The 22,894-nt window shown below is 72.4% G+C and carries 20 protein-coding genes and 1 tRNA gene; 14 read left to right on the top strand and 7 right to left on the bottom strand.

What is annotated here, in order from left to right; genetic code table 11:
• Positions 1-34: 34 nt before the first annotated feature.
• The 5 genes from ABT154_RS04020 to ABT154_RS04000 all read left to right on the top strand — a co-directional run bounded on the left by ABT154_RS04020 (position 35) and on the right by ABT154_RS04000 (position 5,154).
• The gene (locus ABT154_RS04020) at positions 35-958 is read left to right on the top strand and encodes an ABC transporter permease (RefSeq protein WP_351852493.1); all 924 of its coding nucleotides are present in this window, start codon (positions 35-37) and stop codon (positions 956-958) included.
• Positions 951-1,937: an ABC transporter permease gene (locus ABT154_RS04015; protein WP_351852490.1), complete on the top strand. Its 987-nt coding sequence runs from the start codon at positions 951-953 to the stop codon at positions 1,935-1,937. The genes ABT154_RS04020 and ABT154_RS04015 overlap by 8 nt, the downstream gene beginning before the upstream one ends.
• A 6-nt stretch (positions 1,938-1,943) precedes the next feature.
• Positions 1,944-2,927 carry an ABC transporter ATP-binding protein gene (locus ABT154_RS04010; protein WP_351852488.1) on the top strand — a complete coding sequence of 328 codons (984 nt, stop codon included), beginning with the start codon at positions 1,944-1,946 and terminating at the stop codon, positions 2,925-2,927.
• On the top strand, positions 2,920-4,038 hold the full coding sequence (locus ABT154_RS04005) for an ABC transporter ATP-binding protein (protein WP_351852486.1): 1,119 nt from the start codon (positions 2,920-2,922) through the stop codon (positions 4,036-4,038). The genes ABT154_RS04010 and ABT154_RS04005 overlap by 8 nt, the downstream gene beginning before the upstream one ends.
• A gap of 177 nt (positions 4,039-4,215) precedes the next feature.
• Positions 4,216-5,154, top strand: coding sequence for a hypothetical protein (locus ABT154_RS04000; protein WP_351852483.1), 939 nt, complete (start codon positions 4,216-4,218; stop codon positions 5,152-5,154).
• Position 5,155: 1 nt separating this feature from the next.
• On the opposite strand, the gene ABT154_RS03995 is transcribed toward ABT154_RS04000, so the two are convergent.
• Positions 5,156-7,384 (bottom strand): S9 family peptidase, encoded by a 2,229-nt coding sequence (locus ABT154_RS03995; RefSeq protein ID WP_351852481.1) that lies wholly within the window; start codon positions 7,382-7,384, stop codon positions 5,156-5,158.
• Positions 7,385-7,566: 182 nt separating this feature from the next.
• Here ABT154_RS03995 and ABT154_RS03990 point away from each other — a divergent pair, with 182 nt between their 5' ends.
• From ABT154_RS03990 to ABT154_RS03975, 4 genes are all read left to right on the top strand, one after another.
• Positions 7,567-7,761, top strand: coding sequence for a hypothetical protein (locus tag ABT154_RS03990; protein WP_015035959.1), 195 nt, complete (start codon positions 7,567-7,569; stop codon positions 7,759-7,761).
• A 51-nt stretch (positions 7,762-7,812) separates the two neighbouring features.
• Entirely contained in the window at positions 7,813-8,703 is an 891-nt protein-coding gene (gene mshB, locus ABT154_RS03985) for an N-acetyl-1-D-myo-inositol-2-amino-2-deoxy-alpha-D-glucopyranoside deacetylase (protein WP_351852478.1), read from the top strand.
• Positions 8,700-9,080, top strand: coding sequence for a DUF6113 family protein (locus ABT154_RS03980; RefSeq protein WP_351852475.1), 381 nt, complete (start codon positions 8,700-8,702; stop codon positions 9,078-9,080). Before mshB ends, ABT154_RS03980 begins: the two co-directional genes overlap by 4 nt.
• A gap of 175 nt (positions 9,081-9,255) precedes the next feature.
• Positions 9,256-11,439: a hypothetical protein gene (locus ABT154_RS03975; RefSeq protein ID WP_502969437.1), complete on the top strand. Its 2,184-nt coding sequence runs from the start codon at positions 9,256-9,258 to the stop codon at positions 11,437-11,439.
• Between the two features lie 77 nt (positions 11,440-11,516).
• On the opposite strand, the gene ABT154_RS03970 is transcribed toward ABT154_RS03975, so the two are convergent.
• Positions 11,517-12,146 (bottom strand): SMI1/KNR4 family protein, encoded by a 630-nt coding sequence (locus ABT154_RS03970; protein ID WP_351852470.1) that lies wholly within the window; start codon positions 12,144-12,146, stop codon positions 11,517-11,519.
• Between the two features lie 86 nt (positions 12,147-12,232).
• Between ABT154_RS03970 and ABT154_RS03965 the strand changes: the two genes are divergently transcribed.
• Positions 12,233-12,312, top strand: a tRNA-Ala gene (locus ABT154_RS03965).
• Positions 12,313-12,319: 7 nt separating this feature from the next.
• On the opposite strand, the gene ABT154_RS03960 is transcribed toward ABT154_RS03965, so the two are convergent.
• Positions 12,320-13,306, bottom strand: a complete 987-nt coding sequence (locus ABT154_RS03960) for a transglutaminase family protein (protein WP_351852467.1) — start codon at positions 13,304-13,306, stop codon at positions 12,320-12,322.
• Positions 13,303-14,364: a GNAT family N-acetyltransferase gene (locus ABT154_RS03955; protein ID WP_351852465.1), complete on the bottom strand. Its 1,062-nt coding sequence runs from the start codon at positions 14,362-14,364 to the stop codon at positions 13,303-13,305. Before ABT154_RS03955 ends, ABT154_RS03960 begins: the two co-directional genes overlap by 4 nt.
• Positions 14,365-14,476: 112 nt before the next feature.
• Between ABT154_RS03955 and fdxA the strand changes: the two genes are divergently transcribed.
• Positions 14,477-14,797 carry a ferredoxin gene (gene fdxA, locus ABT154_RS03950; protein ID WP_015035968.1) on the top strand — a complete coding sequence of 107 codons (321 nt, stop codon included), beginning with the start codon at positions 14,477-14,479 and terminating at the stop codon, positions 14,795-14,797.
• 107 nt (positions 14,798-14,904) lie between these two features.
• The gene (locus ABT154_RS03945; RefSeq protein WP_351852462.1) at positions 14,905-16,002 is read left to right on the top strand and encodes a bifunctional succinyldiaminopimelate transaminase/glutamate-prephenate aminotransferase; all 1,098 of its coding nucleotides are present in this window, start codon (positions 14,905-14,907) and stop codon (positions 16,000-16,002) included.
• 76 nt (positions 16,003-16,078) lie between these two features.
• Here the strand turns inward: ABT154_RS03945 and ABT154_RS03940 are convergent, their stop codons facing one another.
• Together ABT154_RS03940 and ABT154_RS03935 are read right to left on the bottom strand one after the other, a co-directional pair.
• Positions 16,079-16,555, bottom strand: a complete 477-nt coding sequence (locus tag ABT154_RS03940; protein ID WP_332436100.1) for an ATP-binding protein — start codon at positions 16,553-16,555, stop codon at positions 16,079-16,081.
• 421 nt (positions 16,556-16,976) lie between these two features.
• Complete coding sequence (locus ABT154_RS03935) at positions 16,977-17,924, bottom strand: VldE C-terminal domain-containing protein (protein WP_351852459.1); 948 nt, start codon at positions 17,922-17,924, stop codon at positions 16,977-16,979.
• 29 nt (positions 17,925-17,953) lie between these two features.
• Here ABT154_RS03935 and dapE point away from each other — a divergent pair, with 29 nt between their 5' ends.
• Together dapE and ABT154_RS03925 are read left to right on the top strand one after the other, a co-directional pair.
• Entirely contained in the window at positions 17,954-19,048 is a 1,095-nt protein-coding gene (dapE, locus tag ABT154_RS03930) for a succinyl-diaminopimelate desuccinylase (RefSeq protein ID WP_351852457.1), read from the top strand.
• 167 nt (positions 19,049-19,215) lie between these two features.
• A complete protein-coding gene (locus tag ABT154_RS03925; protein WP_351852455.1) occupies positions 19,216-19,965 on the top strand; it encodes an LOG family protein in 750 nt (249 codons plus the stop codon).
• Positions 19,966-20,148: 183 nt separating this feature from the next.
• On the opposite strand, the gene ABT154_RS03920 is transcribed toward ABT154_RS03925, so the two are convergent.
• On the bottom strand, positions 20,149-22,353 hold the full coding sequence (locus ABT154_RS03920) for a M9 family metallopeptidase (RefSeq protein ID WP_351853142.1): 2,205 nt from the start codon (positions 22,351-22,353) through the stop codon (positions 20,149-20,151).
• Positions 22,354-22,894 lie beyond the last annotated feature (541 nt).

The following is a 22,894-nucleotide window of genomic DNA, read 5'->3' as shown; positions in this document are numbered from 1 at the left end:
AACCCCTACCCGGAGCCAACCCCCGGAGCCCCTCATGGGTCGTTATGTGATCCGGCGACTGCTGCAGATGATCCCGGTCTTCTTCGGCGCCACGCTGCTGATCTTCCTGATGGTGAACGTGATGGGCGACCCCATCGCCGGGCTGTGCGGCGACCGCCAGTGCGACCCGGCGACCGCGGCCCAGCTCGAGAAGGAGTTCGGCCTCGACAAGCCCGTCTGGCAGCAATACCTGACCTACATGGGCAACGTCTTCACCGGCGACTTCGGCACGGCCTTCAACGGCCAGGAGGTCACCGAGCTGATGGCCAACGCCTTCCCGGTCACCATCCGCCTCACCGTCGTCGCCATCTTCTTCGAGATCGTCATCGGCATCAGCCTCGGCGTCCTCACCGGCCTGAAGCGCGGCCGGCCCGTCGACACCACCGTGCTGCTGCTGACCCTGGTCGTCATCTCCGTCCCGACCTTCGTCACCGGCCTCATCCTGCAGCTCCTCCTCGGCGTGAAGTGGGGCTGGATCAAACCGGCCGTCTCCACCGACGCACCGCTGAACGAGCTGATCGTGCCCGGACTCGTCCTCGCGTCCGTCTCCCTCGCGTACGTCACCCGGCTCACCCGGACCTCGATCGCCGAGAACAAGCGGGCCGACTACGTCCGTACCGCGACCGCCAAGGGCCTGCCCCGCCGCCGGGTCATCACCCGCCACCTGCTGCGCAACAGCCTCATCCCCGTGGTGACCTTCATCGGCACCGACGTCGGCGCACTGATGGGCGGAGCCATCGTCACCGAGCGGATCTTCAACATCCACGGTGTCGGCTACCAGCTCTACCAGGGCATCCTCCGCCAGAACACCCAGACGGTCGTCGGCTTCGTGACCGTCCTCGTCCTGGTCTTCCTGGTGGCGAACCTGCTCGTCGACCTCCTGTACGCCGTCCTTGACCCGAGGATCCGCTATGCCTGAGCAGCCTGAGCCGTTCGACGACGGGCGAGCCATCGATTCGACCGGCGCCGGAGGCACCGCCGACCTCGGGATGGCCGAGGCCGAGACCCTGGAGAAGACCCCGGGCGGCCCCGAAGGCACCGGCCCCGACAAGAAGCCCCGCTCCCTCTGGTCCGACGCCTGGCAGGACCTGCGCCGGAACCCGATCTTCATCATCTCCGGCCTGATCATCGTCTTCCTGGTCGTCATCGCCATCTGGCCGCAGCTCATCGCCAGCGGGAACCCGCTCGACTGCGACCTCTCCAAGGCCCAGGAGGGCTCCCAGCCGGGCCACCCCTTCGGCTTCAACGGCCAGGGCTGCGACGTCTACACCCGCACGGTCTACGGGGCCAGGGCCTCCGTGCAGGTCGGCCTCTTCGCCACCCTCGGCGTCACCCTCCTCGGCTCCGTCCTCGGCGGCCTCGCCGGCTTCTACGGCGGCGCCTGGGACGGCGTCCTCTCCCGCATCACCGACGTCTTCTTCGCGATCCCCGTCATCCTCGGCGGCCTCGTCCTGCTCTCCGTCGTCAGCAGCAACAGCGTCTGGCCCGTCATCGGCTTCATGGTGCTCCTCGGCTGGCCGCAGCTCTCCCGCATCGCCCGCGGCTCCGTCATCACCGCCAAACAGAACGACTACGTCCAGGCCGCCCGCGCGCTCGGCGCGTCCAACTCCCGGATGCTGCTCCGCCACATCTCGCCCAACGCCCTCGCACCCGTCATCGTCGTCGCCACGATCGCCCTGGGCACGTACATCTCGCTCGAAGCCACGCTCTCCTTCCTCGGCGTCGGCCTCAAGCCCCCCACCGTCTCCTGGGGCATCGACATCTCCTCGGCAGCCGCCTACGTGCGCAACGCCCCCCACATGCTGCTCTGGCCCTCCGGCGCGCTCGCCATCACCGTGCTCGCCTTCATCATGCTCGGCGACGCCGTCCGCGACGCCCTCGACCCCAAGCTGAGGTAGGGACCCATGCTGCTCGAAGTGCGCGACCTGCACGTGGAGTTCCACACCCGGGACGGGGTCGCCAAGGCGGTCAACGGCGTCGACTACTCCGTCGACGCCGGGGAGACCCTCGCCGTGCTCGGGGAGTCCGGCTCCGGCAAGTCCGTCACCGCCCAGGCCGTCATGGGCATCCTCGACATCCCCCCCGGCCGGATCACCCAGGGCGAGATCCTCTTCCAGGGCCAGGACCTCCTGAAGCTCAAGGAGGAGGAACGGCGCAGGATCCGCGGCGCCAAGATGGCGATGGTCTTCCAGGACGCGCTGTCCTCCCTCAACCCCGTCGTCAGCGTCGGCGACCAGCTCGGCGAGATGTTCCGGGTCCACAAGGGCATGTCCCGGAAGGACTCCAAGACCAAAGCCGTCGAGCTGATGGACCGGGTCCGCATCCCCGCCGCCAAGGAACGCGTCGGCCAGTACCCCCACCAGTTCTCCGGCGGCATGCGCCAGCGCATCATGATCGCGATGGCGCTCGCCCTCGAACCCGAACTGATCATCGCCGACGAGCCCACCACCGCCCTCGACGTCACCGTCCAGGCCCAGGTCATGGACCTCCTCGCCGAGCTCCAGCGCGAACTCAACATGGGCCTCATCCTCATCACCCACGACCTCGGCGTCGTCGCCGACGTCGCCGACAAGATCGCCGTGATGTACGCCGGCCGGATCGTCGAACGCGCCCCCGTCCACGAGATCTACAAGGCCCCCGCCCACCCCTACACCAAGGGCCTCCTCGAATCGATCCCGCGCCTGGACCAGAAGGGCCAGGAGCTGTACGCGATCAAGGGCCTGCCGCCCAACCTGCTGCACATCCCGCCCGGCTGCGCCTTCAACCCGCGCTGCCCGATGGCCCAGGACGTCTGCCGGACCGATGTGCCCCCGCTGTACGACGTGACCGAGTCCCCGGTGCCGCGCGCGAGCGCCTGCCACTTCTGGAAGGAGTGCCTCCATGGCTGATTCGGCGGAGGCCATCCTCGAAGTCCGGGACCTGCACAAGCACTACCCGCTCACCCAGGGCATCCTGTTCAAGAAGCAGATCGGCGCCGTCAAGGCCGTCGACGGCGTCGACTTCGACCTCGTCGCCGGCGAGACCCTCGGCATCGTCGGCGAGTCCGGCTGCGGCAAGTCCACCGTCGCCAAGATGCTCGTCAATCTGGAACGGCCGACGTCCGGGACGATCCGCTACAAGGGCGACGACATCAGCACCCTCTCGCCGCGCGCCCTCAAGGCCGTCCGCCGCAACATCCAGATGGTGTTCCAGGACCCGTACACCTCGCTCAACCCGCGCATGACGGTCGGCGACATCATCGGCGAGCCGTACGAGATCCACCCCGAGGTCGCCCCCAAGGGCTCCCGCCGCGCCAAGGTCCAGGACCTCCTGGACGTCGTCGGCCTCAACCCCGAGTACATCAACCGCTACCCGCACCAGTTCTCCGGCGGCCAGCGCCAGCGCATCGGCATCGCCCGCGGCCTCGCGCTCCAGCCCGAGATCATCGTCGCCGACGAACCGGTCTCCGCGCTCGACGTCTCCGTCCAGGCCCAGGTCGTCAACCTCCTGGACCAGTTGCAGTCCGAGTTCTCCCTGTCGTACGTGTTCATCGCCCACGACCTGTCGATCGTGCGGCACATCTCCGACCGGGTCGGCGTCATGTACCTCGGACGGATCGTCGAGATCGGCAGTGACGCCCAGATCTACGACCACCCGACCCACCCCTACACCCAGGCGCTGCTGTCCGCCGTCCCCGTCCCCGACCCCGAGGCGCGCGCCCACCGCGAACGCATCATCCTCAGCGGCGACGTCCCCTCCCCGGCGAACATCCCCTCCGGCTGCCGCTTCCGCACCCGCTGCTGGAAGGCCCAGGAGCGCTGCACCCTTGAAGTCCCGCTCCTCGCGGTCCCGGCGGTCTTCCGCCTCACCGACAGCCCGGCGAAGCACGACTCGGCCTGCCACTTCGCGGAGGAGAAGCAGGTGGTCCCCCCGGAGGCGCCCGAGCCCCCGCTGATGCCCGGGCCCCCGCCGACGCCCGAGCCCCCCGGGAACGGCACCGCGGACCCCGAATCGCCTTAACACGCGGGCAACCGGCCGGAATCGGATCCGATATACGGACACGCCAGACTGCGGGACGTACGACCGTGCGGGTGCCGTGGGCAGGCCGGGACTCGATGAGCCCCGGCCTGCCGCCCGCGCCACCGGGTTCCGCGGAACCGCTTGTTTCGGCGAGTGGCGACCGTGAGTATCGGGACCGTGACTGTGACACGACCGGCACGTCTCACGGGCGCCGCGCTCTGCGCCGCGCTCGCCCTCCTCACCGCCGTGTGGATCCTCAAGGACCTCGCCGCGCTCGGTTCACCCTCCGACCTCGCGTGGTACTGGGCGGGGGACCACCACTTCCTCCTCCGAGGACGGTCCGCCACCTCGCTGACCGACCCGGTGCTCCTCCTCGTGTCCGTCGCCACCGTCGTCGCCGCGCTCCGCTCGCGCCACGCGGCCTCCGCACTCGCCGCGACCGGCGCCGTCACCCTCGCCCTGCGCCTGCCCGGGCTCTGGGCGCCCGGCAACGGAGCCCTCGTCACCGCGCTCCTCGCGCTCGCCCTCGCCGCCGGCCTTCTCGTCACCGCCGCAGCGGGACGCCGCTCGGACGCCGCCCCGTACGAACCGCGCCCCACCCGCCCCCGTACCGGCCCCGCCGTCGCCGCCGGAGTCCTCCTCGCGGTCGCCGCGCTCGTGCTGGCCCTCTGGGAGCTGTACTGGGCCACCGAACTGCACCTGGACATCGCCGTCGACCGGTTCACCGGCGGACGCACCCTCACCAAGGCGGCCCTCGCACCCCCGCCCGGCTGGCTGTCGCTGTTCCTCGTCGCCCTCTACGGAACCGCCGCCGTCTCCGCCTTCGCCCGCGCCCGCCACAGCCGGGCCTTCGGACTGCTCGCCGGGGTGTTCCTCACGGCCGGCGGCCTCGCCGAGGTCGCGCGGGCCACCCGCTACGAAGTGATCGGCCAGTTCGGGGACCTCCCCACCATCGACCGGCTGAGCGTCCTCACCGCCTTCTTCGGACTGCTCGCCGGAGTCGCCGTCCTCGCCCTGCTCGCCGGACGCGGCGCCCCCGCCGCCGCGCCCGCCCCCTACCCGCCGGGCGGGACGCCGACCCCGGCCCCGCCCTGTCCGCCGCCGCCCGGCTGGTGACTCAGCCCCGCTCCGCCCCCGCTCCGTCCGCCATCCCCAGGGACCGCTTCAGGAAGTCCACCTGGAGCAGCAGCAGGTTCTCCGCGACCTGCTCCTGCGGCGTCATGTGGGTGACCCCGGACAGCGGCAGCACCTCGTGCGGCCGGCCCGCCGCGAGCAGCGCGGAGGAGAGCCGCAGCGCGTGCGCGACCACCACGTTGTCGTCCGCGAGACCGTGGACGATCATCATCGGCCGCACCGGCACCTCCGGCCCCGAGAGACCGTCGTCCGTGACCAGCGACTGCGCCGCGTACACCTCCGGATCGTCCTGCGGGGTGCCGAGGTACCGCTCGGTGTAGTGGGTGTCGTACAGCCGCCAGTCCGTCACCGGCGCCCCGACGACCGCCGCGTGGAACACGTCGGGCCGCCGCAGCACCGCCCGCGCCGCCAGATACCCGCCGTACGACCAGCCCCGGACCGCGACCCGCTCCAGGTCCAGCGGGAACCGCCCGGCGAGCCCTTCGAGCGCCGCCACCTGGTCGTCGAGCGTCGGCGAGAGGTCCCGCGCGATCGACTTCTCCCAGTCCGGCGAGCGCCCCGGCGTGCCCCGCCCGTCCGCCACGACCACCGCGAAGCCCTGGTCGGCGAACCACTGGGACGTCAGATGCGGGTTGTGCGCGGCGAGCACGCGCGGCCCGTGCGGACCGCCGTACGGATCCATCAGGACCGGCAGCGGCCCGTCCCCCTCCTCGTACCCCGAGGGCAGCAGCACCGCGCAGGGGATCCGCCGGGCACCCGCCTCCGTGAGCCGCACCCGGGCGGTGATCACCGGCAGCTGCGCGTACGAGGCCACCACCGCGACCTGCTCGCCGTCACGCAGCACCCGCGCCACGCTCCCCGGCGACTCCGGGCGCGCCGACACCAGGACGGTCACCGCCCCCGAGCGCACCGCGCCGTGCACCCCGACGCCCTCGGAGACCCGCTCGGCGCCCCGGCCGGTCACCCGGTACACATGGACCTCACCGGTCTCCGGCGCGACCGCCGCCGCACCCGCCGACGCGGACACCAGGACGTCGTCCTCGCCCACGTCGAGGACCGCACGGACGTGCAGGGCGGCATCGGTGAGCACCTCGTCCCCGACGGCCAGGACCCGGGCACCGTCCTTCCCCGCCCCGTTCTCGCCCTCGCCGGCCCCGTCCGCCCCGGGCACGTCCACCAGCCGTACGAGCCGCCCGTCCGGCGCCCACACCGGTACCCCCGGCAGCAGCTCAAGCCACACCGGGTCCCGCTCCGCCCGTACCGTGCTCGTCTCCCCGGACTCCGGGTCCACCGCCAGGAACACCTGCTCCCGCTGGTCCCGCCCCTGCACGAGCAGCAGCGGGGCCCCCGCCGCAGACCAGTGCACCCGGCCCAGGTACGGATACCGCTCCCGGTCCCACCGCACCTCCGTGCGGGCCCCGTCGAGACCCACCACGAACAGCCGGACGTCCGCGTTGGCCGTGCCCGCCGCCGGATACGCCACCGGCTGCGGCTCCCGCTCCGGGTGCGCCGGGTCCGCGATCCACCAGCGCCGCACCGCACGGTCGTCCGCCCGCGCGACCAGCAGCCGGTCCGAGGAGGGCGACCACCAGAAACCCCGGTCCCGGGTCATCTCCTCCGAGGCGATGAATTCGGCCAATCCGTAGGAGACGTGTTCGTCCTCGGGAACGGCCAGTTCACGGTCGTCCGACCCGTCCGCGCCCACCACTCGCAGCGCGCCCTCCGTCACGTACGCCACGAACCGTCCGTCCGGCGAGGGGCGGGGGTCGATCACCGGTCCCGGCACCGGCAGCTCCCGCGCCGTCCCGGCCCGCAGCTCCGCCGCGAACAGCCGCCCCGACAGGGCGAACGCCGCCAGCTCCACCGCCCCGTCGACCGCGTACCCCACCACACCGGCCGAGCCCTCCCGGCTCCGTTCCCGGCGCGCCCGCTCCTGCGGCGACAGTTCCTCCTCGGCGCCCGCGAGCAGCACCTCCGGGTCGGCCGCCACCCGCTCCGAGGGCGCGCCGCCGTCGCGGGGGAGGTCGAGGACCCAGAGCCGGTGCGAACGGTCGGTTCCCGAACCGGACCTGACGAACACCACGCGCTCCCCGTCGGGCGAGACGGAGAACGCCCGCGGAACACCCAGGGTGAACCGCTGGGTCCGGGCGTGCTGACGGGGGAAGGAGAGCCCGGCCGAGGGTGTGGCGGACTGCTGTCGAGACATGGTCATACGGCTGAAACTAGCGCTGTGCGCCCCCCTCGTGCCTCCGTCCGCCGATCGATGCGATGGCACGGATAGTTATGATCCGTAGCGCTAGGTGGGTATGTACCTCGCGTACGTACCCCGTTGGCACATGCTCGCTGACCGAACCGCTCGAATATCCGACCGAAGAAGTGTGGAGGTGAACCGCCGTGGCACTCTCGATCTCCGTGGTGGTGCTGCTGGCGATCGTCGTCTTCCTTCTGATCCGGAAATCCGGGTTGAAGGCTGGACACGCGGCGGTCTGCGCGCTCCTGGGTTTCTACCTGGCGAGCTCGTCCATCGCTCCGTCCATCAGCACCCTCACGACGAACGTGGCGGGCATGATCGGCGGACTCAAGTTCTGAGCGCCCCCACGCCCTGACCCCTCTTCCGGCCGGACCTCGTAGGCTGGGGACATGTCCGATCTCCCCGCCCGCCGTCTGCTGCTCGTGCACGCGCACCCGGACGACGAGTCGATCAACAACGGCGCCACCATGGCCAGGTACGCGGCCGAGGGTGCCCTCGTCACCCTCGTCACCTGCACCCTCGGCGAGGAGGGCGAGGTCATCCCGCCCGGACTCGCCCACCTGGCCCCGGACCGCGAGGACCGGCTCGGCCCGCACCGCGTCGGCGAACTCGCCGCCGCGATGGCCGAGCTGGGCGTCACCGACCACCGCTTCCTCGGCGGCCCCGGCCGGTTCCGCGACTCCGGGATGATGGGCGCCGAGCAGAACGAGCGGGACAACGCGTTCTGGAACACGGCCGTCGACACCGCCGCCCCGTACCTCGTCGAGGTGATCAGGGAGACCCGCCCCCAGGTCCTGGTCACCTACGACCCCGACGGCGGCTACGGCCACCCGGACCACATCCAGGCCCACCGCGTCGCCACCCGCGCCGCCGAACTGGCCGCCGACCCCGCCTACCGCCCCGAGCTCGGACCGGCGCACACCATCGCCAAGATCTACTGGAACCGCGTCCCGCGCCCGGTCGCCGAGGCCGGCTTCGCCCGGCTGCGCGCCGAGGGCTCCGCCTTCCCCGCCGTCGCCGCGATCGACGACGTCCCCGGAGTCGTCGACGAGGACCGGATCACCACCGAGATCGACGCGGGCCCCGAGCACACCGCCCGCAAGAGCGCGGCGATGGCCGCGCACGCCACCCAAGTCGCGGTCGACGGTCCGTTCTTCGCGCTCTCCAACGACCTGGGCCAGCCGATCTTCACCACCGAGTACTACGAACTCGTCCAGGGCGCCCCCGGCGCCCCCGCCGGCACCCGCGAGACCGACCTCTTCGCGGGGGTGACCGCGTGAGCACCCCCACCTCCCCGGCGCTCCCGGCCTCCCGCACCGCCCGGCTCGTCTGGTACGCGGCCCTGGCCGTCCTCGGCGTCCTGGTCGGCACGGCCGGAGCCCTCGTCCAAGCCGCCTGGTTCCCCGGCGGCTTGCTCCTCGCCCTCCTCGCCACCGCCGCGCTCTTCTACGGAGGGCTGCGCGCCACCGGCACCCAGGTCGGCGTCGTCGCGGGCGGAGCCGGCTGGCTCGTCGCCGTCGTCCTGCTCAGCATCGGACGCCCGGAGGGAGACGGGGTGTTCGGCGGCGGGGCCGGCGAGCTGCTCTTCCTCTTCGGCGGCATGGCGGCGGCTGTGATGTGCGCCACTCTGTCCCGGCTGCCGCGGCCGACCCCTTGAGCAGCACGACTTGAGACCCGGGACGCCCTGACTTCGGCCGGATTGACCGTCGTACGTCACCCAGCGGTCGGGTATGTGTCGGCGGCGGCCAGTATGGTGGTGCGCGCCGCCGAACCGCCCGGGTTACACGAGCATCAGCAAGAGCGGGCGGTGGAGCCAACCGGGAGATCCTGCTTTGAGTCGTGAAACTGGTCGAGAGACTGACAGTTCGTCCTCCGGCGCCCAGGGGCGCGGTGGAGCCGCGTACCCGTCGGGTACACCGCCGTACGGATCCCGCCAGTATCCGTCGCTCCACCCCTCGCAGGACGCGCCGGAGGAGACCGCCGTCGCGCCCGCACCGCCGGAGGAGCCCAAGACCGAGACGACGCTGACGACCCGTATCCGGATCAACATCCCGGGTTCGCGTCCGATCCCGCCGGTCGTGGTCCGCAAGACGGTCAACGAGGCGCCCGCACCGGAGCCCGCTCCCGTCGCGGAACCGGAGCCGGAGCCCGAGCCGGTGGCGGCCCCCGAGCCGCCGCAGGCGGAGGAGGCCCCCAAGGCCAAGGAGACCAGCGACTGGTTCGCGCCCCGCAAGGCGGCGCCCCAGACCCCGGCCGCCGCCCCCGTGCCGTCCCAGGCCCCGAAGCCCTCGCCGGCCCCCCTCGGGCCGGAGCCTCAGGGCACGGGCTTCGCGGGCTCCGCGACCTCGGGCGTCCCCACGGTCGGCAACACACCGTCGAGCCGCCCGGTGACGTCCGCTCAGCAGGGCGCGGGCAACCCGCTGTACGACAGCGGGACACCGGCGGGCGGAACGCCGATGTACACGGGCACGCCGGCGGGCGGAACGCCGATGTACGACGGGACCCCTGCGGGCGGCACCCCGAGGTACGAGGGCACGCCGGCCGGTGGGACGCCGATGTACGACGGGACGCCCGCGGGCGGGACCCCGATGTACGACGGCACCCCGGCGGGCGGCACGCCCGCGTACCCGGGTCCGGGCGCGGCGCCGACGGGCCCGACGACGGGCCCGGTCATGGGCACGGCGTCCATGGGCGGCCCGAGGGCGTTCCAGGGGCAGGGTCAGGGACCGCGTCAGGGCCAGGGCCAGGGGCCGGGCCAGGGCTCGCCGTTCCCCGGTCCCCACGGTCCCCACGCAGCCCACGGCGCTCCCGGCGCCCCCGGCGGCGCTCCGCGCATGTCCGACGACACCGCGATCCTCACCCCGCAGGCACCGGCGCCGAACTCGGGTCCGGGCCCGCAGGGCGGCGGCAACGGCCATGTCTCGGGGGACACGCTCACCAGCGGCATCCCGGTGGTCCCGCCGAAGGCGGCCCGGCCGGACCTCACCCCGCGCATCGAGGGCAAGGCGACCCCCACACCGGCCCCGGCGCCGCGCCCCGCTCCGGCGGCCGGCCGTGCCCCGGCGAAGAAGGGCCGCTCGAAGCTGGTCCTGGTCGCGGTGGCGGTCGTGGGCCTCGCGGGCGTCGCGTACGGCGCGGGTCTGCTCCTCAACCACTCCGACGTTCCCAAGGGGACCACGGTCCTCGGTGTGGACATCGGCGGCGGTACGAAGGAGGAGGCCGTCAACAAGCTGGACACGGCCCTGGGCAAGCGCGCCCACGCGCCGCTCCAGCTCGGCATCGGCGGCACCAAGGTCCAGCTGGCCCCGGACAAGGCGGGCCTGGCGCTCGACAGCCAGGAGACGGTGCGGGCCGCGGCGGGCAGCGACTACAACCCGGTCTCGGTGATCGGGTCGCTGTTCGGCGGGGAGCGGGTCGCGAAGCCGGTCTTCCCGGTGGACGAGGAGAAGCTCGCGGTCGCGCTGAGGGACCTGGCGGGCACGTCGGCGTCGGGGACCGAGGCGACGATCCTGTTCGCCCCGAACAAGGTGACGCCGGTCGAGGGCAAGCCGGGCAAGGGCCTGGACATCCAGCGCTCGGTGATCTCGGTGAGGGACGCGTTCCGCGCCCAGGTGGAGACGGGCCAGAACAAGGTGGTGGAGCTGCCGGTCACGACGAGGCAGCCGAGCATCACCAAGGCGGAGCTGGACCGGGCGATGAAGGAGTTCGCCCAGCCGGCGATGTCGGGCCTGATCACGATCAAGGCGGGCGGCCGGAAGATCGACTTCGGCCCGACGCGGTCGCTGCCGCAGATCCTCTCGATGAAGGCCGTCGACGGCCGACTGATCGAGGTCTACGACAAGAAGGCCATCGAGCGGCTGCTCGACGGGGCCTTCGACGGCATCATGATCACCAAGGGCGACGGCACCAAGCACCAGGTGTCCGCCGACGACGTGGCCTTCGTGATGCGGGACGCCCTGATGGGCAGGACGAAGGCGGAACGCACGAAGACGATCGACCTGAGCGGCGAGGGCTGACGCCCCGGCGGCGCCCCTGGCCCCGAGCCGAGCACCTGAACCCCCGCCCGACGACGTCGGGCGGGGGTTCAGGGGTTCTACGGGCCGGCTGCTTGATGGCCTCGTGGCGGTCCGGACGGACTCCCGGGGGGTGTCGTGCCCGTGGGCGGGGCGTCGTGCAGCCAGGTGGTGTACCAGGCGCGGAAGTCGGGGTGGGCCGGGACGAAGCCGCCCCAGTCCGGGTCGAGCCGCCAGATCTCGCCCGCTCGGGGGCCGGTCAGGACCAGTCGGATGTACAGGCCGCATCCCTCTTCGGCCAGCATGAGCGTGCCGGGAACCAACTCCTCGGCCGCGTGTACCCCGATCGCACCGGGCAGAGGTTCGGTGAGGGCGAACGGCGCCGCGAGCCGGCCCGGCAGCCGGTCCTCCTCCCACTCGCCGTCCACGGCCCAGGGGTCGTCCTCGTCGGCTTCGGGGCGGGGGGTGGTCAAGGGCATCAGGCCGTGGGCGGGACCGGCGGGACCGTCGCCGACCTCCGCGACGAACGCACGGTAGTCCGGGGGGAGTCGGATGCCGTGCCGCTGCTCGAATGCGGAGATCGCGGCTTCGGGCAGGGCGGGCGTCAGCTCGTACCGATGAGTGCGTGCCCCCGATCGCGTCCACTCGGGGTCGAGCCCCGCCAACTCCCGCACCCGAGCACGCACCGCACCCCCGTCCCAGTCACTCACCGGACGACCGTACGCCACGAACCCGATCGCCCCGGAGTCAAAACCCCTCGTACCCCGCCCGCCCACCGACTACCGTGATCCCCAAGGGCGGGGTCGTAGCACAGAGGTAATGCGCCGCGATGGCATCTCGGAGGACGCCGGTTCGAATCCGGTCGCCCCGCCCCCACTTCTCTTCAGTTCAGGCGTGCCCGTGCCGCCTGGGCCCGGCGGCGGATCGTCGTCGCCGACTCCGGGTCCACCGCGTCCATGATCTGCGCGTACGCCTCCATCTCCGCCGCCCCCGTGAGGAACTCCCCGCGCTGGACCAGCAGCTCGGCGCGCTCGTAGCGCAGCCTGGCCGGGTGCGAGGGGAGCAGCAGGGAGAGTTCCACCGCCCACAGCGCCACGTCGGACCGTTCGGGGCGCGGGGCCGCCCAGGCGCGGATGTTGTTCAGGACCCGGAGCACGATCGCGCCCGGTTCGGCGGGCCGGAGCATGGAGCGGTCGAGCGCCTCGCCCGTCGCGCTCGTCACCAGGAGCTCGGCGTCCGTTCCCGTCATCGCGCGCCCTCCCGCGAAGGGGTCGGCGAGGTTCAGGTCGGCCGGGTCGCCGAAGCCGACGACGAAGTGGCCGGGCAGCCCGAGCCCGTACACGGGGGCGCCGGCCCGCCGTGCGACCTCCATCCAGACGACGGAGAGCAGGATCGGCAGGCCCCGGCGGCGGCGGAGCACCTCGTGCAGCAGGGAGGACTCCAGCCGCTGGTAGTCGGCGGCCACGCCGACGAAGCCCTCCCGGTGCCCGAGGAGCCCCGCGAGCGAGCCCGTCCAGTCGCCGGTGAGGCGGGTGGAGTAAGGGACGAGTCCGGCGAGGCGGTCGAGTTCGATCTCGGCCTCGTCCAGGGTGTGGCGGGTGACGGTCGGGTCGGCCACGGCGCCGATCAGCAGGCAGAGCCGGGCGAGGTCGGGCCGCTCGGACCGCGCCTCCTCGGCGAACTCCCGCCGCCAGTCGGGGGCGCCGGCCGATCCGTCGGCCGATCCGTCCTCCGGGCCCCGGGCCGATCCGTCGGCCGATCCGTCCTCCGGAACGCCGGCCGCTTCGTCTCCCGGTCCTGCTCCCGGTCCTGCTCCCTCTCCCGCTCCGTCCCCCCGTCCGTCTTCCCGTGGTGGCACGTCCTCCGTCACGCCTCCGCCCATCGATAGTGGTGGTAGTGGTGGTGGGGCGCGAAGCCCATGCCGTCGTACATTGCCAGCGCCCCGTCGTTCTCCGCCTCCACCTGGAGCCAGGCCGCCGACGCGCCCTCGTCGAGGGCCTTCCGGGCCAGTGCCGTCATGACGGCGCTCGCCAGGCCCCGGCGCCGCTGGGCCGGATCGACCTCGATGGCCATGAAACCCGCCCAGCGCCCGTCGACGACGCACCGCCCGATCGCCGCCGGCGCCTCGTCCGGCTCGCCACCCGACGACTCGCCCGACACCTCACCCGTCATCTCACTCCTCACCCCTCCCGTGCCCGCCACGGACGCGAACCACACACTCGGGCCGGAGGTGAGAACCGTGCGTACCGCCGGACTCGGTTCGCCGGAGCGCTGGTAGCGGCGCAGCCACGCCTCGTCGACGGTGCGGGAGAGGCGTACGGCGGAGATGTCGGCGTCCAGGTCGCCGATCGGGGCCAGCGCCCCGATCCGTACCTCGGCGGAGACCTCGCGCCGCCACCCGTGCCCTTCGAGCGCCGCGCAGAGCAGCTCCTGCGTGCCCTCGGCGCCCGTGGCGGCCTGGACGTACGCGGGGAGCTTCCTGGCCCCGTACCAGGCGCGTACGCGGGTCAGGGCGTCCGCGAGCGGTAGTCCCGGATCACCGAGCGGCAGCGCGGAGTTGGCGCGGCGGGTGAACCCGTCGGCGGCCCGCAGGGTCCACTCGCCGAGCGCCTCGCTCTCGACCGGCTGCCACGCGCGCGCGGTGGCCCGCGCCAGCTCGGGGAAGGTGGCGGAGGGGCCCCGGCGGCGGGCCGGCGCGGCCGGGACGACCTTCCCCGCGACGAGCGCGGATTCCGCGATCCGGACGCTCTCGCCGCTCTTTCGTGTGATCAGCAGCACAGAGTTGTCCCATGATGTGAGAACTCCGACCACGTCGGTGAACCTTCCGACCACCGAGGGCGACTCCGTCACGTACCGAACGGAGACACGTTTTCCCACGTCAGCGCCGGTGATTCGGACTTCAAGACGTCCTCCGCCGGTGAATTCCACAGCTTCTCCGCCCCTCCTGTTCGGATCGCCCCCAAGAACGGAGATACTAGGGGCGGGCATCGACGACGCCGCGCTCCCGCGCAGACCAGCCCTATCGAGGAGGAACGACAGCGTGACCTACGTCATCGCGCAGCCTTGTGTCGACGTGAAGGACAAGGCGTGCATCGAGGAGTGCCCCGTCGACTGCATCTACGAGGGCAAGCGGTCCTTGTACATCCACCCGGACGAATGCGTCGACTGCGGGGCCTGTGAGCCGGTCTGCCCGGTCGAGGCGATCTTCTACGAGGACGACACCCCGGAGGAGTGGAAGGACTACTACAAGGCGAACGTCGAGTTCTTCGACGAGCTCGGTTCGCCCGGTGGTGCCTCCAAGCTCGGCGAGATCGAGCGCGACCACCCCTTCATCGCCGCCCTGCCGCCGCAGAACGGCTGATCGACCGCACCAGGTCGAATCCGGTCCCGTACGGCGTCGCCCGCCGTACGGGGCCGAGGCGTTTTCCGACGCCTCCCCGAGTACGTACAGGAAGTGAGAGCCAACCCGTGAGCGCAGTCTCTTCGCGCCTGCCCGTCTTCCCCTGGGACAAGCTGGAGCCGTACAAGAAGACGGCCCAGGCACACCCGGACGGCATCGTGGACCTGTCGGTCGGCACGCCCGTCGACCCGGTCCCCGCCCTGATCCAGGAGGCCCTGGTCGCGGCGGCGGACTCGCCGGGCTATCCCACGGTGTGGGGGACGAAGGAGCTGCGCGACGCGCTCACCGGCTGGTGCGAGCGGCGTCTGGGCGCGGTGGGCTTCGTCCACGAGAACGTGCTGCCGGTGGTGGGCTCCAAGGAGCTGGTGGCGTGGCTGCCGACCCAGCTGGGTCTCGGCGCGGGCGACCAGGTCGCCTACCCGCGCCTCGCCTACCCGACGTACGAGGTGGGCGCGCGGCTCTGCGGCGCGGAGCCCGTCGTCTACGACGACCCCGCCACCGACCTCGACCCCGAAGCGGTCAAGCTGCTCTGGCTCAACTCCCCGTCCAACCCGACCGGCAAGGTCCTCTCCAAGGACGAGCTGACCCGGATCGTGGCGTGGGCGCGCGAGCACGGGATCCTGATCTTTTCCGACGAGTGCTACCTGGAGCTGGGCTGGGAGGCCGACCCGGTCTCCGTTCTGCACCCGGACGTCTGCGGCGGTTCGTACGAGGGCATCGTCGCCGTCCACTCGCTCTCCAAGCGCTCCAACCTGGCCGGCTACCGGGCCGCGTTCGTCGCGGGTGACGCGGCCGTGCTGGGCGAGCTGCTCCAGATCCGCAAGCACGGCGGCATGATGACCGCGGCGCCCGTGCAGGCGGCGACGGTGGCGGCGCTCGGCGACGACGCGCACGTGGCCGAGCAGCGCGAGCGGTACGCGGCCCGGCGGGCGGCGCTGCGGGCTGCCCTGGAGGCGCACGGCTTCCGCATCGAGCACAGCGAGGCGAGCCTGTACCTGTGGGCGACCCGGGACGAGCCGTGCTGGGAGACCGTGGCGTACCTGGCGGAGAAGGGCGTCCTGGTGGCTCCGGGCGACTTCTACGGCGAGGCGGGGGAGCGGTTCGTGCGGGTCGCGTTCACGGCGACGGACGAGCGGGTCGCGGCGGCGGTGAAGCGGCTCGGCTGAGCGCGCACCGCCTGAGCGTGTACGGGTGAGGGCCCGGGGAGAGGTGCTCCCCGGGCCCTCGTGCGTTCCCGCGGGGTCAGCCGCCGATCGGCAGGCCGCCCAGCGGCGCGGCGCCGAGCGCCTGGCCGGTGGGCAGGTTGCCGAGGCCGCCGCCCAGGGCGCCGCCGGTCGGGCCCTCGGCGCTCTCGGCGGCGGCGCCGGCGGTCTTGCCGACGACCTCGCCCGCGCTGCCGGCCGTCTCGCCGGCGACCTTCTGGGCGGCCGGGGTGGCGGTCCTGCCCGCCGCGCCGACGGTCTTGCCGGCGGCGGGGACGGCCGTGCCGACGGCCTTGCTGCCGGTGGCGCCGACGACGCCGGTGGCGGTCTGCGAGGCGGAGTCGACGGCGGTGCCGGCGCCGGCGGCGTCCAGGGCGGTGAGGCCGCCCAGGGCACCGGTCGGCGCGAGGCTGTGGTCCAGGGCGCTCGCGGAGCCGGCCGCACCGACCACGGGGGCTGCTCCGGCCGCGATGATGAGGGCGGCGCGGGCGATCCGACGGGTCAGGGGGAGGGACATGGTGCTCCTTCGACGAGGTGCGGGGTGTTGTGCGGACGCAGTGACAACCGGCCCTGGGGCGGGGGAGGTTGCGGCGGTCGAAGGTAAAGAGTTGATAATGCGTCGTATTGTCGGGTGGGGAGGAAAACGGACGAACGTGTCATTGTGCGAGCGCCTGCCGAACCGTCACTTCCCTTACGTCACAAGGGGATGGGGCGGGTGGGGCGCATGGTGGGGGAGGCGGCTCGAAAGCGTGGTGAATTTCTCCGGGCGCGGACCGGGCGCATGACACGCGAGGGTGAACGACCGCACGGATGCTCGGCCGTGGCGAGGGCCCGCGGGCCCTCCGACGGCACCGCAACCCCGCGAGCGGGCGGAGCCGTACCGCCACGGAAGCCCCGCGAGCGGGCGGAGCCGTACCGCCACGGAAGCCCCGCGATCCCTATTCCGCGAGCCGCATCCTGACCGTCGCCCCGTCCGTCGCCTGCGCGCCCGACGCCTTCGACCAGCCGCCGCGCGCCTCGCCCGCGCGCCACACCCGGTCCTCGAAGGTGACCTCCGCGATGCGCAGCGTCTCCGCCCGCGCCACCGCCCACTGCGCCAGCTCCCAGCCGCGCCGCTCGTCCGCCCCGGCCCCGGGGGCCGCGCCCGAGCCCCGGGCCGCGCGCACCGGCACCGTCAGCACCGGCGGTTCCGAGGCCGAGCGGCCCGCGGTCGGTCCGCCCGTGACCGCCTTCGGCGCCGCCTGCTCGCCGAAGGCGCGTACCAGCTCGTCGCGGACCAGCTCCGGATCGCCGGGCAGCCCCTCCGCGTCGCTCGTCGTACAGGACAGGGCCGCCGGGGACCGGCCGGTGAGCGCCGCCGACAGAAGGGTGGCGTCCGGCTCGTGCTTCGCGTACGCCTGCGGGAAGCCGCTCTTCTGCACCTTCTGCGCCGCCACCGTCAGTGGCAGCCGCGAGTAGCCGGGGACCTTCTCCAGGCCCTGGTAGAACTTCCCCGCCGCGTAGACCGGGTCCATGATCTGCTCCGGCGTCCCCCAGCCCATCGAGGGCCGCTGCTGGAACAGGCCGAGCGAGTCCCGGTCGCCGTGCTCGATGTTCCGCAGCCCCGACTCCTGGAGTGCCGTCGCGAGGGCGATCGTGACCGCCCGCTCGGGCAGCCCCCGGGTGGTGCCGACGGCCGCGATCGTCGCCGCGTTGGACGCCTGCTCCGGAGTGAACTCGTACCGGTTGTCCCCGGTGCCCACGGTGCACCGGGGCGTGCCTTTGCTCCCCGTCACCTGCTGGAAGACCACATAGGAGGCGAGGCCGAGGAGCGCGACGAAAGCAGCCGCTGAACGGGCGAGGTGGCCGCGACGGGCGGGGCGGGTGGGCTCGGACACGGGGCCCACCGTACTGGAGGCCGGGTTAGGGTCGGCACATGGCTGACATCACTCCGCTCGACGCCCGGCTCGACCTCTCGCAGGACGGTGCCGCGCTCACCGCCGCCCTCGTCGACTTCCCGTCCGTCAGCGGGACCGAGCAGCCCCTCGCGGACGCCATCGAGCAGGCCCTGCGCACCCTGCCGCACCTCACCGTCGACCGCTACGGCAACAACGTCGTCGCCCGCACGAGCCTCGGCCGCGGCGAGCGTGTCGTCCTGGCCGGCCACATCGACACCGTGCCGATCGCCGACAACGTGCCCTCGCGGCTCGACGAGGACGGCATCCTCTGGGGCTGCGGCACCTCCGACATGAAGTCCGGGGTCGCCGTGCAGCTGCGGATCGCCGCCACCGTCCCCGAGCCCAACCGGGACCTCACCTTCGTCTTCTACGACAACGAGGAGGTCGCCGCCGACCTCAACGGCCTCGGGAAGATCGCCGCCGCGCACCCCGACTGGCTGGAAGGCGACTTCGCGGTCCTCCTGGAGCCCTCCGACGCCCAGGTCGAGGGCGGCTGCCAGGGCACCCTGCGGGTCATCCTGCACACCGCGGGCGAGCGCGCCCACTCCGCCCGGTCCTGGATGGGCTCGAACGCCATCCACACCGCCGCCCCGATCCTCGCCCGCCTCGCCTCGTACGAGCCGCGCAAGCCGGTCATCGACGGCCTGGAGTACCACGAGGGCCTCAACGCCGTGGCGATCCAGGGCGGGGTCGCCACCAACGTCATCCCCGACGCCTGCACGGTCACGGTGAACTACCGGTACGCCCCGGACCGCTCCCCGGCGGAGGCCCTGGCGCACGTCCGCGAGGTCTTCGCCGACTGCGACATCGCCGAGCTCGTCGTCGACGACGAGAGCCCCGGCGCCCTGCCCGGCCTCTCGCACCCGGCGGCCGAGGCCTTCATGAAGGCGGTCGGCGGCAGCGCCCAGCCCAAGTTCGGCTGGACGGACGTCTCCCGTTTCAGCGCGCTGGGCGTGCCGGCCGTCAACTACGGGCCCGGCGACCCGATCTACGCGCACAAGCGGGACGAGCACGTCCCCGTCGACCGGATCCACCACTGCGAGGCGCGGCTCCGCGACTGGCTGACCGCCTGACGGCCTGGTTGCCGGAGCACCTGACCGTCTGGGCACCTGACCGTCTGACTTCTCTCCTCCAGACTTCCGTAATTTCGCGTTTCGTCACCTCTGTCGTCCTACCCTGGCCGGACCAGAAGATCAGTTGGCGGTCGCAGTGGGCCGCCGATCGGCGGAGGGAGCAGGCCATGGGCATTCCCGAGGGAATGGCGAAGCCCGAGGAGCAGCGACTCGGTCCGGTGCTCAGGCGGCGGGACCAGGTCCAGCCGGGCACGACCGACCAGCGGCTGCTCGACACCGAGGGCGACTCGGAGTGGGTGCACACGGACCCCTGGCGGGTCATGCGCATCCAGTCCGAGTTCGTCGAGGGCTTCGGAGCCCTCGCCGAACTGCCGAGCGCGATCAGCGTCTTCGGCTCGGCCCGTACGAACGCGGACTCGCCGGAGTACGAGGCGGGTGTACGGATCGGGCGGGCGCTCGTCGAGGCCGGCTTCGCGGTCATCACGGGCGGCGGCCCGGGCGCCATGGAGGCGGCCAACAAGGGGGCCAGGGAGGCCAAGGGGGTCTCGGTCGGCCTCGGCATCGAGCTGCCCTTCGAGCAGGGGCTCAACCAGCACGTCGACATCGGCGTTAACTTCCGCTACTTCTTCGTCCGCAAGACGATGTTCGTGAAGTACGCGCAGGGCTTCGTGGTCCTGCCCGGCGGTCTCGGCACCCTCGACGAGCTGTTCGAGGCGCTGACCCTGGTGCAGACCCGCAAGGTCACCCGCTTCCCGATCGTCCTTTTCGGGACGGAGTACTGGAAGGGGCTCGTCGACTGGCTGCGCGACTCGGTCGTCGCGGGCGGCAAGGCCTCCGAGCGCGATCTGCTGCTCTTCCACGTCACGGACGACGTGGAGGAGGCGGTCAGGCTCGTGACCAAGGAGGTCGGCCGCTAGGGCCTGTCGTCAAACTCCCGTCGTCGCCCGAAGGGCGGCCCAGGCGTCGTGGGGCAGGCGGGAGTCTGACGACAGGCCCTAGGACGCGGGCGGCGGAACGCGGGCCGCCCCGCCCCCGTGCGGTACGGGGGCGGGGCGGCCTTTCACGGTCCGGGGTCGGTGACCCGGGGCAGTGCTTTGGGGTCAGTACTCGAGGGAGACGCTCGCCCCCGTGAAGCCCTCCTTGGCGTACAGGCTGATGTAGACGTACCCGGCGGGCGGGTTGTTCACGGTCAGGGTCTCGGCGCTGCCGGTCTTGACGGAGCTGCTGGTGTAGCTGCCCGTGGTGGCCCAGCTGGACGCGTTGTAGTACAGGTCGGCGTTGCCGTTGGCGCCGGTGGTGGTGATCTTCAGCTGCTGGACGCCGGCCGGCAGGTACACGTAGTGGTACGCGTAGTTGCCGGTGGTCGCGGCCTCGTTGCTGCGGGCGCAGTTCTGGCCCAGCTGGCGGACGTCGGCGCCGGAGCACTCGGGCAGGGTCGGGCCGGGGCCCGGGTCCGGGGTGGTGGCGCAGGCGCCGGCGGCGCAGCTGGTCAGCCAGGCGTCGAAGTCGGCGTCGTAGCGGTTGCCGATGGTGTTCTTGAGGATGGTGCGGGCGCCGTTCCAGTCGCCCGCGCGGTACTTGGCGAGCACGGAGTCCATGTCGGAGCGGTGCTTCTCCAGCATGTAGCGGACGGCGAGGTAGCCCCAGCGGTAGGTGCGCTCGGTGTTGGTGTTCTCGTAGGTGGTGTCGAAGAGGGTGCTCAGCGAGTAGGTGTGGCGCCCGGCCGCGGCGATCGCCCCGTCGTAGGGCAGCTTCCGGTAGGAGTAGGAGACGTACTCGGCGAAGCCCTCGATCCACCAGATGGTCGGGGTGGACACTCCGGCGGTGAAGTCGCCGTACATGTTGAAGCGGCCGTCGAGGTAGTGGGTGTACTCGTGGTTGAGGTTCCACACCTGGAAGTCGGGACGCACGCGGGTGTCCTCGTAGGCGAGGAACCGGGGCTGGTTGCCCGCGACGGCGGGGTCGCCCTCCAGGTACATGCCACCGTTGTTGGTGTCGATGCCGTAGATGGCGGCGGCGAACACCTGGTAGTCGAAGCTGGTGTCGAAGACCACGACCTCGATGGTGGTGTTGAGGTCGTTGGCGACGGCGCCCCGGTCACGGGCCACGGCGTGGAAGTACGCGTCCTGCTTCATGAGGCTGTCGCAGGCGGAGGCGAGGTTCTCGGGGGTCACCTGCTGGGCCAGCACCTTGATGGAGGGGCTGCACGTGTGGCTGGTGGTGAGGATGCCGGCGCGGAGCCGCGCGACGGAGTCGGCGGTGCCGTAGTCGGCGGCGTGCGTGGGGTCGTAGGCCTTGACCATCTCGGAGACGGCCGCCCACAGGTAGGCGAGGCGACCGCTCGGGGCGCTCTGGTCCGCGAGCTGGCGCAGGAGCGGCTTGAGCTTGGCCTGGAGGGCCGGGTACTGGAGGAAGCGGCCGAGCTCACGGGTGCTGTTGTACGGCAGGTAGGCGAAGTCGCCGCCGAAGAGCGCGGTGTTGCGGGAGACGAAGCCGTAGACGCTGTCGAGCACGCTCGGGTCGGCCTGGACGGCGGCGAGGAAGCCGCTCGTCTGGTGGCCGCGGAAGAGCACGGTGAAGACGTTGTTGACGGCGCCCGACATGCCGGCGACGCCGTTGTAGGTGCTCGCGTCGTAGCCGTCGAGGAGGCGCTTGACGACCGGGAGGTAGCGGACGTTCTCCTGGGCGCTGTCGATCAGGGTGACGGTCTCGCCGAGGGTGCCCGCGTTGGCGGCGGTGACGTCGCGCGAGTGGCTGTTGGCGAAGAAGCCGTCGAGCGCGCCGCGGATCGCGGTCTGCAGGTTCGGGCCGTAGGTGCCGACGTCGGTCGGGTGGTACCACTGGACGTAGTAGCCGGCGCGGAGGAACAGCACCAGCTGGTACGTCGAGGTGCTGTTGTCGCCGGGGTACGCGGTGGCGTTGTCGCGCAGCGCGTTGGCGACGGTCACCATCTGGGCCTCGCGGAAGGCGCCGTTGGCGTCCCCGCCCGTGAGGTTGAACAGCGTGTTGACGCAGTTCCCGTCCGAGGCCTTGATCTGCTGGACCAGGGCGCTGCCGGTGCGGCTGGTGAAGTCGCTGACGTTGCAGGCGGCGGCGGTCAGGGCCCGCGAGGTGGAGAGCTTGGCCGTCGCGGCGGGGCTGGTGGCCGGCAGGATCGGGGTCCGCTGGGAGGCGGGGATCGATCCGAACGCCCGGTCGGCCTCACGGGTCTCGGGGGAGGGGTCCGGCGCGGGCTGCGGCGCGGCCTGCGTGGCGCGGGGCGCGGCGGGGGCCGGGCTGGGGGTGGCGGTGGCGGCCTGGCTCATCGGGGCGAGCAGGCCGAGGGCCAGACAGGACGTCACGGTGGCGGTCAGGAGCCGTACGCGGTACGGCAGTCCGGTTATCCGGGCGGATTTCAACTAGGCCTCCAGGCCTTGCGCGGCCGTGTGGGTGGCACGACCGAACAGTGGGGGATCGATTGACAGCGCTCCGTCAAAGCGGGGGGAGCGGAGGTACAATTTCACACGTCACATGGCCGAGGGAAGAGGTCTGACAGAACCCGCCTCGGCCGGGCGCCCCAAGGGGGAGCGGGCATGAAAAGGCCGCACCCGGTCCCTCGCAGATGGGACCGGGTGCGGCGTAACCGGAAGGCGGGCGCGCCCCGCGGGGAAAATGGATGCGCCCCGAGCGGGCGGAGGTGCGGCCCACGGGGAGGTGGACACGGCCTGAACGTGAGGTGAGCGCGACCTGTGGGGAGGGGGCGCGGGACGGGGCGGGGGGCCGCGCCCGCGGCTGCGGGACGGGCTGTGCCCGGCGCACGCCGGACGGGGTGTTCCCGCGCGCCCGCGCCCATGCCTGACGGGGGCT

Source organism: Streptomyces sp. NPDC001728, assembly GCF_040297565.1.
Classification (GTDB): Bacteria; Actinomycetota; Actinomycetes; order Streptomycetales; family Streptomycetaceae; genus Streptomyces.
Note: the sequence above shows the minus strand (reverse complement) of the source record. Positions and strands in the feature narration are given on the sequence as shown.